The sequence below is a fragment of the Burkholderia sp. NRF60-BP8 genome (genome assembly GCF_001522585.2).
In the GTDB taxonomy this organism is placed as follows: Bacteria; Pseudomonadota; Gammaproteobacteria; order Burkholderiales; family Burkholderiaceae; genus Burkholderia.
Genome location: NZ_CP013372.1, coordinates 752,892 through 765,002, shown reverse-complemented (window position 1 = coordinate 765,002; position 12,111 = coordinate 752,892). Strand labels below are relative to the sequence as shown.

General features: G+C 68.4%; 12 protein-coding genes. 4 read left to right on the top strand and 8 right to left on the bottom strand.

Going from position 1 to position 12,111, the window contains the following annotated elements:
• Positions 1-10 precede the first annotated feature (10 nt).
• Positions 11-430 (bottom strand): YciI family protein, encoded by a 420-nt coding sequence (locus WS54_RS03550; protein ID WP_006482945.1) that lies wholly within the window; start codon positions 428-430, stop codon positions 11-13.
• Between the two features lie 124 nt (positions 431-554).
• The gene (locus WS54_RS03545; protein WP_027782496.1) at positions 555-908 is read right to left on the bottom strand and encodes a YciI family protein; all 354 of its coding nucleotides are present in this window, start codon (positions 906-908) and stop codon (positions 555-557) included.
• A 206-nt stretch (positions 909-1,114) separates the two neighbouring features.
• Between WS54_RS03545 and WS54_RS03540 the strand changes: the two genes are divergently transcribed.
• The 4 genes from WS54_RS03540 to WS54_RS03525 all read left to right on the top strand — a co-directional run bounded on the left by WS54_RS03540 (position 1,115) and on the right by WS54_RS03525 (position 5,595).
• Positions 1,115-2,986 (top strand): ExeM/NucH family extracellular endonuclease, encoded by a 1,872-nt coding sequence (locus WS54_RS03540; protein ID WP_059784153.1) that lies wholly within the window; start codon positions 1,115-1,117, stop codon positions 2,984-2,986.
• Between the two features lie 284 nt (positions 2,987-3,270).
• Positions 3,271-3,657, top strand: a complete 387-nt coding sequence (locus tag WS54_RS03535; RefSeq protein ID WP_034205288.1) for a DUF883 family protein — start codon at positions 3,271-3,273, stop codon at positions 3,655-3,657.
• Positions 3,658-3,722: 65 nt separating this feature from the next.
• Entirely contained in the window at positions 3,723-4,307 is a 585-nt protein-coding gene (locus WS54_RS03530) for a BPSL1445 family SYLF domain-containing lipoprotein (protein ID WP_034205289.1), read from the top strand.
• Between the two features lie 235 nt (positions 4,308-4,542).
• Positions 4,543-5,595 carry an AI-2E family transporter gene (locus WS54_RS03525; RefSeq protein ID WP_059784156.1) on the top strand — a complete coding sequence of 351 codons (1,053 nt, stop codon included), beginning with the start codon at positions 4,543-4,545 and terminating at the stop codon, positions 5,593-5,595.
• A gap of 46 nt (positions 5,596-5,641) precedes the next feature.
• Here the strand turns inward: WS54_RS03525 and WS54_RS03520 are convergent, their stop codons facing one another.
• The 6 genes from WS54_RS03520 to WS54_RS03485 all read right to left on the bottom strand — a co-directional run bounded on the left by WS54_RS03520 (position 5,642) and on the right by WS54_RS03485 (position 11,696).
• Positions 5,642-6,154 (bottom strand): hypothetical protein, encoded by a 513-nt coding sequence (locus WS54_RS03520; protein ID WP_059784159.1) that lies wholly within the window; start codon positions 6,152-6,154, stop codon positions 5,642-5,644.
• A gap of 196 nt (positions 6,155-6,350) precedes the next feature.
• A complete protein-coding gene (locus tag WS54_RS03515; protein WP_059785104.1) occupies positions 6,351-7,367 on the bottom strand; it encodes an NADP-dependent oxidoreductase in 1,017 nt (338 codons plus the stop codon).
• 37 nt (positions 7,368-7,404) lie between these two features.
• Positions 7,405-8,193 (bottom strand): SDR family oxidoreductase, encoded by a 789-nt coding sequence (locus WS54_RS03510; protein WP_059784161.1) that lies wholly within the window; start codon positions 8,191-8,193, stop codon positions 7,405-7,407.
• A 502-nt stretch (positions 8,194-8,695) separates the two neighbouring features.
• Complete coding sequence (locus tag WS54_RS03495) at positions 8,696-9,286, bottom strand: phosphatase PAP2 family protein (RefSeq protein ID WP_034205293.1); 591 nt, start codon at positions 9,284-9,286, stop codon at positions 8,696-8,698.
• A gap of 80 nt (positions 9,287-9,366) precedes the next feature.
• Positions 9,367-10,683, bottom strand: coding sequence for an Nramp family divalent metal transporter (locus WS54_RS03490; protein ID WP_059784164.1), 1,317 nt, complete (start codon positions 10,681-10,683; stop codon positions 9,367-9,369).
• Positions 10,632-11,696: a helix-turn-helix domain-containing protein gene (locus tag WS54_RS03485; protein WP_059784165.1), complete on the bottom strand. Its 1,065-nt coding sequence runs from the start codon at positions 11,694-11,696 to the stop codon at positions 10,632-10,634. Before WS54_RS03485 ends, WS54_RS03490 begins: the two co-directional genes overlap by 52 nt.
• Positions 11,697-12,111: the final 415 nt, after the last annotated feature.

The window sequence follows — 12,111 nt, the reverse complement described above, 5'->3', positions numbered from 1 at the left end:
TGAGGTTGGTTCAGGCGTGGCTACGGCCGACGTGGAGATCGCGGAACCGCTCGACCGCGTCGCTCGGCGTCAGGTCGTCGAGCTCGAACAGCGGCCGCACCTCGATCTCGCAATCGAGCTCGGCGCCGAACGGCGCGGGAAACCGGCGCGTCCATTCGAGCGCTTCGTCGCGCGAACGCACCTGGATCAGCGTATAGCCGGCGATCAGTTCCTTCGTTTCGGCGAACGGGCCGTCGATCACCGTGCCCTTGCCGCCCGTGTAGCGCACGCGCCAACCATGGGCGCTCGATCTCAGGCCGTTGGCGTCGAGCAGCACGCCGGCCTTCGCCAGTTCCTCGTGATAGACCGTCATGGCCTCGACCAGCCGGTTGTCCGGCAACGCGTCGGATTCGCTGACGGCGTTCGCCCGGATCATGATCATGAATCGCATCGTTCACTCCTCTCGTCGGTGGAAAGCGGCGCCCGTTCCGCGGCGCCTTACCCGGACGACGGGCGGAAGACGGCCGGATCGACACGCGCCACGACAAATCAGGGTAAATACCGAGTCGCGACGCTCACAGGAAACATGGGCCGACCGCGCGCACCTCGACCGTGCACCATTGCGCAGCCGGACACTGGCGCGCGATCTCGATCGCTTCCTCGCGCGTGTCGACGTCGACGAGGAAGAAGCCTCCGATCATCTCCTTCGCCTCCGCGAACGGGCCGTCGAGCAGGCGCGTCTCGCCGTCGCGCACCTGCACGCGCGTGCCGCGCTCGGACCGCTCCAGCGACTCGACGCCGCGCAGCACGCCGCGCGCCTTCAGCGACTCGGCGAAATCGACCATGCGCGCATAAAGCGCCTGACCTTCGTCGAGCGTGCGCTCGGCGCGCTGCTCGGTCGGTTCGACAATCAACAGCATGTAAGACATGGATTTCTCCTGTGGGGACGGGGCGCCGCGGCATGCGCCGGGCGAGCGGCATGCGACGGCCGATGCGAAAGCGTAACAGCCGCGGGGCGGCTTGCCGCATCGTTGGCCAACCGGCACTGGCCGGACGGCCATTTCGGTCGCAGCCTGACAGTTTGCCTTCAAGATGCGGTCCCGAACCGTCGGATTTTCATCCTGTGGACCGTCTCATGTCACGCCCGCTCCCCCTGTTCGCCGTTGCGCCGTTCGCGGCGTTGTCCGCCATGCTCTGCGCACCGCTCTTCGCCTGGCCGGCCGTCGCCGCGCTGCCGGTCAGCAGCGGCTGCGGCGGCGCGACCACGGCGATTGCCGAGATCCGCCGCGCCGGCCGGCCGTCGCCGCTCGCCGGGCAAACGACGTCGATCGAAGCGGTCGTCACCGCGGCGTTCGGCGGCGCCGGCGGCCTGGGCGGCTTCTTCGTCCAGCAGGCCGACGCGCAACGGCAACGCCGGCCGGGCGTCCCCGAGGGCCTGTTCGTCCACGCGCCGAACGCGCGCGCCGAGCCCGGCAATCTCGTGCATCTGACCGGCAAGGTCGACGAGCAATACGGCCGGACGCAGTTCACCCTGTCGGGCCGCGTGACCGTCTGCGCACGCGGGCAGACGGTCACGCCGGCCACGCTCGCGCTGCCGGTCGCGTCGCCCGCCGTCCTGGCCGCGCACGAAGCCATGCGCGTACGCCTGCCGCAAACGCTGACGGTCAGCGATACCTACGAACTCGGCCGCTACGGCAGCATCGTGCTGAGCAGCGGCCGGCTGCGCATACCGACCCAGGTCGCATTGCCGGCCGATGCTGCTGCCCAGGCCGCAGCCAACGCACTGAACCGCATCGTGCTCGACGACGGTTCGAGCCGCCGCGACCCGGCGACCGTCCGCTATCCGCCGCCCGCGCTGAGCGCCGCCAACACGCTGCGCGCGGGCTACACGGTACGCGGCATAGAGGGCGTGCTCGAGTGGCGCTACGGCGCATGGCGGCTGCAACCGGTGGCCGGCACGGCGCCGGTGTTCGAGGCCGCCGCGAACCCGCGTACCGCGGCACCGGCCCGGCATCCCGACGCCGACGTGCGCGTCGTATCGTTCAACGTCTTCAACTATTTCAACGGCGACGGCCGCGGCGGCGGATTCGACGCGCCGGGCGGCCGCGGCGCGAAAACGCCTGCCGCGTTCGCGCGGCAGGAAGCGAAGATCGTCGCGGCGTTGCGCGCGCTGCGCGCCGACGTGATCGGGCTGATGGAAATCGCGAACAACGGCTACGGCGACGCGAGCGCCGTGACGCGTCTCGCCGCGCAACTCGGCGACGGCTGGCGCGCGGTCGATCCCGGCACCGCGCGGCTGGGCCGCGACGCGATCGCGGTCGCGCTGCTGTACGACAGCCGCACGGTCGAGCCGGTCGGGCGCGCCGCCACCGTCGCACTCGGCGGCCGGCACCGCCCGCCGCTCGCTCAGACGTTCCGGCGCATCGGCGGCACGCGCGCGTTCACGGTCGCGGTCAATCACCTGAAGTCGAAGAACTGCCCGCATGCGAGCGACGCCAATCTCGACCAGTCCGACGGCCAGGGCTGCTGGAACGCGGCGCGTACCCAGGCGGCCGCGCGCGTCGCCGACTGGCTCGCCACCTCGCCGACGGGCGTCGCGGCCGACGGCGTGCTGCTGATCGGCGATCTGAACAGTTATGCGAAGGAAGACCCGATTCGCACGCTCGAAGCGCGCGGCTATGCGAACCTGGTTGCCCGCTTCGTCGGCGATGCTGCGTACAGCTACGTATTTCGCGGCGAAGCCGGCAATCTCGACCACGCACTTGCCACGCCGCCGCTCGCCGCGCGCGTGAAGGCCGTGCAGTTCTGGCACATCAACGCGGACGAACCGCTCGTCCTGCAACCCGTGCCCGATTACAAAACGTCCGCGCGACGGTCTGCTTATTACGCGCCCGACGCCTACCGCTCGTCCGACCACGATCCCGTCGTCATCGACGTCGCGCTGGACGGCAGCGGTGGGCGATCGGCACCGGGCACGAATCGTGCGCCTCGATCTGGCGTCGATTAGTGCAATTGCATCAGTACGCGACCTGCAACGGCACTATTTACCTGATGGCCCGGCAACGCCATATTTACCGGGCTTTCACTGCGATCCGCTGTTCGACACGCTGCGTCGGCCGAGACGCGAAATTTTTTCAACCGCCGCTCCGCCCCGCGTGACGGGGCGCTCGGGCAATCCCGCCGACGAATTGAAAATTTGTCTCGAAACTCAGACGGATCAAGTGAATCACACTAGTTGCTGCGATTCGTCTTATCTTCAAATTAGCCTGGAATCGAAGGAGGATAAACACCATGGCGCTTACCGACTCGATCGAACACAAGCTGGACCGCGGCCTGTCCGATATCCGCCGCACCGGCCGACGCGTTGGCCGTACGACCCGCTCCGCCGCCCGCGACCTGCAAGCCGACGTGAGCGACGATCTGCGCGGGCTGGTCGACGAACTGGAAGATTTGTTGAAAAACGACGGCGATGGCGATATCGCCGCCTTGCGCAAACGCATCCAGTCCCGGATCGACGAAGCGCGCGGCGCGCTCGACTACGCGTCGGGCAGCGCGGCCGCCCGGCTGCGCGATTCGGCCGAACGCATGTCGCAGGTCGTGCACGAGAATCCGTGGCAGACCGCCGGCGTCGTCGCGGGCCTCGCGTTCGTCGCGGGGCTGCTCCTTTCCCGCCGTTGAACGGGGCTGCCCGCACCGTCGCCCGCACCGTCCGCTCTCAATCAGACAACGAAGGAGAAACCGCCATGCAGAAATCCCTCGCCATGAAAGCCGCCGCTGCCGTGATGCTCGGCAGCCTCGCCCTCGCCGGCTGCACGACCACGTCCGACAAACCCGATAGCGCGGCGGCCAGCGCGTCGAAACGCCAGTCGATCGACGCCAGCGTGAATGCCACGCTGTCGCGCCTGTATTCGACGGTGCCCGGCTCGCGCGATCTGGTCTCGAAGGCACGCGGCGTCCTCGTGTTCCCGAACGTGCTGCAAGCCGGCTTCATCGTCGGCGCCCAGTCCGGCAACGGCGCGCTACGCGTCGGCGGCAGTACCGTCGGCTACTACAACACGTCGTCGCTGTCGGTCGGGCTGCAGGCCGGCGCGCAGTCGAAGGCGGTCGTGTTCCTGTTCATGACGCAGGATGCGCTCGACTCGTTCCGCAAGTCGGAAGGCTGGTCGGCCGGCGCCGACGCGTCGGTCGCGGTCGTGAAGGTCGGCGCGAACGGCGCGGTCGACACCAACACGGCCACCGCACCGGTGGAAGTGCTGGTCCTGACCAACGCGGGCCTGATGGGCGACCTGTCGGTGAACGGCACGAAGGTCACCAAGCTCCACATCTGACGACGCGGCACGCGGCCTCGCACCGCGTTCGCTTCCCGGCAGCGCCGCGGCCCCGGCCGCGGCGTTTTCGCATGTCTCCCACGCAGCGGCTATGATGGCGGCACCTTTGCGGGCATACTCCGCGTGGGCCGCCCCGCAACGCGTTTCGCCGCGAACCCGTGACGTTCGCGAATCGATCGCGCACAGGGCAACGAAATTCAATCAAACCACGCATCAATCTGCGCGAATGTCACCCATGGATAGCGGACAAGATCACCAAAAATTCTTCTATTTCCTGCTGTTCGCGGTCACCGTCGGACTCTGCTGGATCCTCGCACCGTTCTTCGGCGCCGTGTTCTGGGGCACCATTCTCGCGATCCTGTTCCAGCCCGTGCAGCGCTGGCTGGCCGCGCGCTTCGGCAAGCGGCGCAACCTGGCCGCGCTCGTCACGTTGTCGTTGATCATCCTGATCGTGATCCTGCCGCTCGTGTTCGTGGCGGGCACGCTCGTGCAGGAAATCGCGTACGTGTACCAGGAAATCAAGACCGCGCAGCCGAACTATTCGCAGTACTTCCAGGACATCGTTCACGCACTGCCGTCGTCGGTCCAGCATCTGCTGCAGAAATACGGGCTGACCAACATCCCGGGCATCCAGAAGAAGCTGACCGACGGCGCCGCGCAGATCAGCCAGTTCGCGGCGACTCAGGCGCTCAGCATCGGCCAGAACACGTTCCAGTTCATCGTGAGCTTCGGCGTGATGCTGTACATGGTGTTCTTCCTGCTGCGCGACGGCGGCGAGATCGGCCGCCGCGTGCGCCGCGCGCTGCCGCTCGACGACGAGCACAAGAACCTGCTGCTCGCGAAGTTCACGACGGTCGTGCGCGCGACCGTGAAGGGCAACATCGCGGTCGCGCTCGTGCAGGGCGCGCTCGGCGGCCTGATCTTCTGGATCCTCGGGATCGAGGGCGTCGTGCTGTGGGGCGCGCTGATGGCGTTCCTGTCGCTGCTGCCCGCGATCGGCGCGGGCCTCGTGTGGGTGCCGGCCGCACTCTACCTGCTGATGATCGGCTCGGTCTGGAAGTGCGTAATTCTCGTCGTGTTCTGCGTCGGCGTGATCGGCCTCGTCGACAACCTGCTGCGCCCGATCCTCGTCGGCAAGGACACGAAGATGCCCGACTGGGTCGTGCTGATCTCGACGCTCGGCGGGATGGCGTTGTTCGGCATCAACGGCTTCGTGATCGGGCCGCTCGTCGCCGCGCTGTTCATGGCGAGCTGGGACATCTACGCGCGCGCCGAACAGGGCGAATGACGCGCGTCCGGCCGCCGGCGCGCCGCACGCGTGCGGCAATCGCCGGTCACGGATGACGGATATGGATCAAGACGGGCGCCACGGCGCCCGTTGCTTCATCCGCCGCGACCGTCATCACGCCGCCGTACGGGCCGACGCGATGAGCCCGGCCCGGCGCCAGCGGCACGCTTCGTTCGTCGCGCGCATCGCGCCACGTCACCCGCACCGCCGCGCCACCGTCCGACGCGAGCGGCGCGCCGTCGGGCCCGACCAGCGCTACCTGCGCACCGGCCAGGCGCCGGCCATGCGCATCGAACCGGAGCGTGGCCGTTGCCGCGCCGCCGGCCGCGTCCCGCGCGTCGACCTGCACGCCCGCCGGGGCATCGAGCGTCACGTCGTAGAGGTCGACGAGCGAACCGGCGAACCGCACGACGCCATCCGACGCGGGCTGTCCGGCCGCCATCGCGTTCGGCATGGCAATCGACATCGCGAACACGACACCGAGCCCGAACACCATCGTCCGCACGACGCCGGCGCCCACTGCCGTCGCCGATGCCGATCGCTTCGCGTTGTTGCGCATGTTCCCTCTCCTCTGCCGCGTGACCGAAAAAACGGGCGGCGTGACGCATCGGTCACGCCGCCCGTGTGCTGGCAATTACTGTAAGGAGAGCGGCCCGGACAATATATGGGACAAGTCCTAAACTGCAGCCGAATCGATCGAACTCAGCGCAGTCGACACGGCCCCGCGGCCCGATGCGACCGAAGTCGCACGCCCGTCACGCGTCCGGATCGACGCGCAGCACGAGCTTGCCGCGATGGTCGCCGTCGAACAGGCGGTTCAGCACGTCGGGCGCGTTTTCGAGACCGTCGGCCACGGTTTCCTCGGCCTTGAGCCGGCCGTCGCGCAGCCAGCCCGCGAGCGTCTGCACGGCTTCGCGGCTCTTGCGGTAATCGAGGATCAGGAAGCCGCGCATCGTCAGCCGCTTCGAGATCAGCACGCCGACGTCGTCGGCCGCGCGGCCGCTGTTGTAGTTCGAGATCACGCCGCACAGCGCGACGCGCCCGCCGATCACCATTCGCGACAGCACCGCGCGCATCACCTCGCCGCCGACGTTCTCGAAGTTCACGTGCACGCCGTCCGGCGTCGCCGCCTTCAATTGCTGGCGGAAATCGTCGGCCTTGTAGTCGACGGCCGCGTCGAAGCCGAGCGTCTCGGTCAGGTAGCGGCACTTGTTCGCGCCGCCCGCGATGCCGACCACCCGTGCGCCGTGAATCTTGCCGATCTGCCCGGCGATCGAGCCGACCGAGCCGGCCGCCGCCGACACGACGAGCGTTTCGCCCGGCTGCACCGGCGCGATGTCGGTCAGCCCGTAGTACGCGGTCAGCCCGCTCATCCCGCACGCGCCGAGCAGCGTCGGCAGCGGCAGGCCCGACTGCGCGGGCAGCTTCACGAGCTGCGCGGCCTGCTCGGCCGGCACGACCGCATAGTCCTGCCAGCCGACGAGCCCCTGCACGAGCTCGCCTTCCGCGAAACCCGCATGGCGCGACGCGACCACGCGGCCGATACCGAGCGCGCGCATCACCTCGCCGATCGCGACGGGCGGCAGGTACTGCGGCACGTCGCTCATCCACACGCGGTTGGTCGGGTCCATCGACAGATACAGCACGCGCACGAGCACCTCGCCGTCGGCAAGCGCTGGCACCGGCGTCTCGACGAGCGAGAAGTGTTCGCGGCCGACCCGCCCTTCGGGGCGCGTCTTCAGCAGCAGCTGGCGGTTCACGGTTGTCGACATGATGTTCTCCTCCAATCGTCGTGGTTCGGGATGCGTGTCAGACCGCGCACATGCCGCCGTCGATCACGAGTTCGGCGGCCGTCACGAAGCGGCTCTCGTCGGATGCGAGATACACGGCCGCGTGCGCGACGTCGTCCGGCTCGCCGAGCCGGCGCAGCGGAATGCCGCGCGCGAGCTTACGCGTCGCGTCGCGTTCGCCGAGCGACTGGAACAGCGGCTCGACGATCCCCGTGCGGATGAACGCCGGGTGAATCGAATTGCAGCGCACGTCGATCTCGCGGCGCGCGCAATCGATCGCGACCGACTTCGTCAGCGACGCGACCGCCGCCTTCGACGCGTTGTACGCGGTGAAGTCCGGCTCGACCTTGAACGCCGCGACCGACGAGATGTTGACGATCGACGCGGGATGGCTCTCGGCCAGGTACGACAGCGCATGCTTGCAGCCGAGCACGATGCTCTCGACGTTGATCGCCATCACGCGCCGCCATTCGTCCAGCTCGATTTGCGCGGGCGAACCGATCGAGCCGACGCCCGCGTTGTTGACGAGCACCGACAGCCCGCCCATCGCGTCGGTCGCCTGCGCGAGCAGCGCCTGCCAGCGCGCTTCGTCGCGCACGTCCTGGGTTGCGGCGAACGCGACCGGCGTCGTACGGCCCGCATTGAGTTCCTGCGCGAACGCATCGAGCACCGCCGCTTCCGCGATGTCGGTCAGGAACACGCGCGCACCCTGCTCGACCATCCGGCGCGCGATCGCGCGGCCGAGGCCGCCCGCGGCGCCCGTGATGTATGCGCACTTGCCGGCGAGGCGCGGAGAAACGATTGTCATGTGACCTGCTCCTGTCGTGAATCGTCGTCGCGCAACGCTGCCGCGACGGGGTTTGCGTGCATGGTCCAGCCGACCTGGGCCGGTCGCCGGTGCGCCGACACGGCGCCGCAACGCACGGTTCCCGCGAGTATATCGAGATGGCCGCGACGCACGCCGGACCGGCCGCGCAGCTTGCCCGCGATGAAACGACAGCCAGCGTACGCGAATGCTGCCGATCGATGAAATGAATCTTCGTTATGCCCGGTCATAGGCGTCGTTCATGCCTTGCACGTACCGGCGCCCGTGCGCGAACCGCCCGGTGCGGCCGCTCGGATGGATTGCGTCGGCCAGTCGATCGACGGGAGACGGGCGTTGCGTTGCGCACGGAGAAGAATGCAATCGGGAAGACGAGCCGGCGTGGCATCGTGCCATGCACCGGAAAACGCCGGACGAACGCCGGCGGCGAGAAGGCGGCGAGAACGCGCCAAGCAGGCGGCGCCGGAGCGCCCGCCGTCGGCGACCGTCAGAACCCGTCGCCCGACGGCGCGCGCACGAACGCGCAGAGCTGCGGCGAGTGCGTGTCGATCATCCGCTGGAACGGCGCACGGTGCCCGTACGCGATGCCCGACACGAGCAGCAGGCACACCGCCGCGACGCGCGGCGAAAACGCACGCTGTCGCGCGCCGTCGTAGCCGCGCAGGAACACCAGCGCGACCAGCGCGCCGAGGATCCAGCCGACGACGACTTCCGGCACGGTGTGCGAATGATCGAACACGCGTGCGACGGCCGTGACCGCGCCAACGGCCAGCCCGGCCGCGATGCCGGGCGCCTTGCCCGGCCGGAACGCCTGCCACAGCATCGACAGCGCGACCGTCCACACCGACGTCGACAGCATCGTATGACCGCTGATCACGCGGAAATCGAATTGCGGCAGCTCGATGCCGCATCCCGCATAGAGGATTTTCGTGGCGCCGACGACGCCCATGCCGGCGGCCAGCAGCACGCCCCAGCGGGCGGCGAGACGCCAGTCGGTCAGCGCGAGCCATGCCGCGCAGGTCAGCGCGATCGGCAAGGTCAGCGCGGCATCGCCGATGTTGCTGATTTCACTCCACATGACGAACTTCGGGGACGATCGAAAGGCCGCAGTTTACCGCAAGCGCGCAGCGCACCTGTGTCAGCCTGTGACAGGCTGTATCAGCCCGCGACACCGGTAATCAACAGCAGGTTCGTGCCGGTGATCACCGCGAACAGCGCCCATGCGGCCACCTGCATCCCGCGGCCGATCGCATGCTCGCCCATCGTGCCGCGGTCGCTGACCGAGCGGATCAGCGGCCACATCGCGAACGGCAACTGCAGGCTCAGCAGCACCTGGCTCCATACGAGCAGTTGCCCGACCGAGCCGTCGCCGAGCCACAGCACGCCGATCAGCGCCGGCACGAGCGCGAGCCCGCGCGTGATCAGCCGGCGCTGGTAGCACGGGATCTTCGTATGCAGGAAGCCATCCATGATGACCTGGCCGGCGATCGTGCCGGTGAGCGTCGAGCTCTGCCCCGACGCGAGCAGCGCGATGCCGAACAACAGCGCGGCCGCGCCGCCCGCGATCGGCGTGATCAGCCGGTACGCCTGCTCGATGTCGGTCACGTTGTGCTGGCCGGTCGCATGAAATGCCGCACCCGCGACGACGAGGATCGCCGCATTGACGAGCATCGCGACGAACAGCGACACGCAGGTATCGATGCGCACGAGTGCGAGCGTGTCGCGGATCACGCCGCGCGCGCCGCCGACGACGTGCCGCGTCTGCACGACCGACGAATGCAGATACAGGTTGTGCGGCATGATCGTCGCGCCGACGATGCCGAGCGCGAGCACGATCGCGTCCTTGCGGTCGTGGCCGGGATCGCCCGGCACGAGACCGCCGACCACCGCATGCCAGTCGGGCGGCGTGATCGCCACCTGCGCGACGAAGCAGAACGCCATCGTCGCGATCAACCCGAGCACGATCGCCTCGATCTGCCGGAATCCCTTGCCCTGCAGGCCGAGCACGATCACCGTGTCGAGCGCGGTCAGCACGACGCCCCACGCGAGCGGCACGCCGAGCAGCAGCTTGAACGCGAGCGCGCAGCCGAGCACTTCCGCAATGTCGCACGCGATGATCGACACCTCGGCCGTGATCCACTGCACGACGCGGCCGACGCGCCCGTAGCGGTCGTAGCTGGCTTGCGCGAGATCCTTGCCCGCGACGAGGCCGAGCCGCGCCGCGAGCATCTGCAGGAAGATCGCCGCGAGGCTCGAGAACGCGACGACCCACAGCAACGCATAGCCGAACTGCGAGCCGGCCTGGATATCGGTCGCCCAGTTGCCGGGATCCATGTAGCCGATCGCGACCAGCAGGCCGGGGCCGAAAAAACGCCTGAGCTTGCGCCAGCGCGGCGCGGCGGCGTCGATCGTGATGCTGCCCTTTACTTCCGACGGGCAGAAAGGGGCGGTGGCGGTAGTGGGGAGAAAGGGCATGGAAACCGGGAATCGAGATCGCGACACGACGATTCTACGGGTATCCGGCCCGTTTTCCCGCGCTCGGCCGCGCACGCGTCGCAACCCGCCCCGTCGCCGTCGCAACACGCGGCGGCGCGGCCGTCGTCCGAATCGGGCGACGCGGCGCCGTGCGCGAGGATTTTTTCCCGCTCGGCGACGCGGAATTCGGTCGGCGACATCAACAGGCGTTGGCGAAACAGCTTCGCGAGCCGCTCGCCGCTGCCGAACCCGGTGCGCCGCGCGACCTTGTCGGCCGGCAGCGTCGTATGGATCAGCATGTGGCACGCACGTTCGAGCCGCACGTGCTGGACGAACTCGGTCGGCGTCACGCCGATTTCCTTCTTGAAGCGCCGCAGGAAATTGCGCTCGCTCATCGCGGCCGCCTGCGCGGCGTTCGCGATCGAGACGCGGTTCACGCTCTGCGCGCGCAGCCGCTGCGCGGACATCCGGATCGACGGGCTCGCGCTCAGTTCGCGGAACGCCCACATCGACTGCACATAGCGCTGCTCGACCGGCCGCATCATGTTGCTGGCGATCTCCTGCGCGGCGCTGTCGCCGAGGTCGGCGCGGAACATGTCGAGCGCGGCGGCAAACACGTCAGTTTCGCCGACCCGCGATTCGATCGTCGTGGCGGCCCGGCGCCCCGCCCGGCCCGGCCGCCCGTCGATCGACGACGACGGCCGCCGCGTCGCGGCGAGCGCGGGCAGATCCATCGCGTCGACGATCCAGCGCGCATGCCGGCGAATGTCGGTCAGGCGCCGTTGCAATGCGTCGTCCCAATTGACGGCCGCCCGGTCGCCATGAAGATGAAAGAACGCGAGCGCACGGCGGCTGTGTTCGTCGCCGAGCGGCTCGGCCGCGATTCTCACGCCGGACGACGACTGCAACAGTCCCCCGCTTTCGGATACGTACTTGAGCTGATAATCCGCGCCGTACCCATGCAGGCGATTCGCCAGGTTGAAGGCTTCGCCGAGACGCGCGGCCTGGGCCAACGAAAACCCCGTACTCAAATAGATAACGACCCACCGCTGATCTGCTGCATTCACTGGCCAAGCCCCCGACTTGTTCGACTTCTTCTAATACCGTCGAACTGTCAGGCTTATATTTGGTTTGAATGCGTGCGACAGGACGGCTATCCCGAAATATGAAGCGACGGCATCTTAGCCGAACGGGTAGTGCCTTTGGCGCTAAATGGCCGACGGGGACAGCATGATGGCGGATTACTACAGGCTGCCGTGCGCCGCCGGTAAGCCGGCACGGAATCGCGCATACGATGCGGCCGACCATCGCGGCCGTCATGCGTGACGACGTGCGTGTTCGATGGCGTCGCGCAGCGGTCGAGCGGCCGCTCGCGTATCGGCGCGAACGGCGTCGACACGCATCGAACGCGCACGATCGGCGCGTATG

Bases quoted from the DNA above. Each gene is read 5' to 3' on its own strand.
- WS54_RS03550 (WP_006482945.1), bottom strand. From the start codon at position 430: ATGCGATTCATGATCATGATCCGGGCGAACGCCGTCAGCGAATCCGAC.
- WS54_RS03545 (WP_027782496.1), bottom strand. From the start codon at position 908: ATGTCTTACATGCTGTTGATTGTCGAACCGACCGAGCAGCGCGCCGAG.
- WS54_RS03540 (WP_059784153.1), top strand. From the start codon at position 1,115: ATGTCACGCCCGCTCCCCCTGTTCGCCGTTGCGCCGTTCGCGGCGTTG.
- WS54_RS03535 (WP_034205288.1), top strand. From the start codon at position 3,271: ATGGCGCTTACCGACTCGATCGAACACAAGCTGGACCGCGGCCTGTCC.
- WS54_RS03530 (WP_034205289.1), top strand. From the start codon at position 3,723: ATGCAGAAATCCCTCGCCATGAAAGCCGCCGCTGCCGTGATGCTCGGC.
- WS54_RS03525 (WP_059784156.1), top strand. From the start codon at position 4,543: ATGGATAGCGGACAAGATCACCAAAAATTCTTCTATTTCCTGCTGTTC.
- WS54_RS03520 (WP_059784159.1), bottom strand. From the start codon at position 6,154: ATGCGCAACAACGCGAAGCGATCGGCATCGGCGACGGCAGTGGGCGCC.
- WS54_RS03515 (WP_059785104.1), bottom strand. From the start codon at position 7,367: ATGTCGACAACCGTGAACCGCCAGCTGCTGCTGAAGACGCGCCCCGAA.
- WS54_RS03510 (WP_059784161.1), bottom strand. From the start codon at position 8,193: ATGACAATCGTTTCTCCGCGCCTCGCCGGCAAGTGCGCATACATCACG.
- WS54_RS03495 (WP_034205293.1), bottom strand. From the start codon at position 9,286: ATGTGGAGTGAAATCAGCAACATCGGCGATGCCGCGCTGACCTTGCCG.
- WS54_RS03490 (WP_059784164.1), bottom strand. From the start codon at position 10,683: ATGCCCTTTCTCCCCACTACCGCCACCGCCCCTTTCTGCCCGTCGGAA.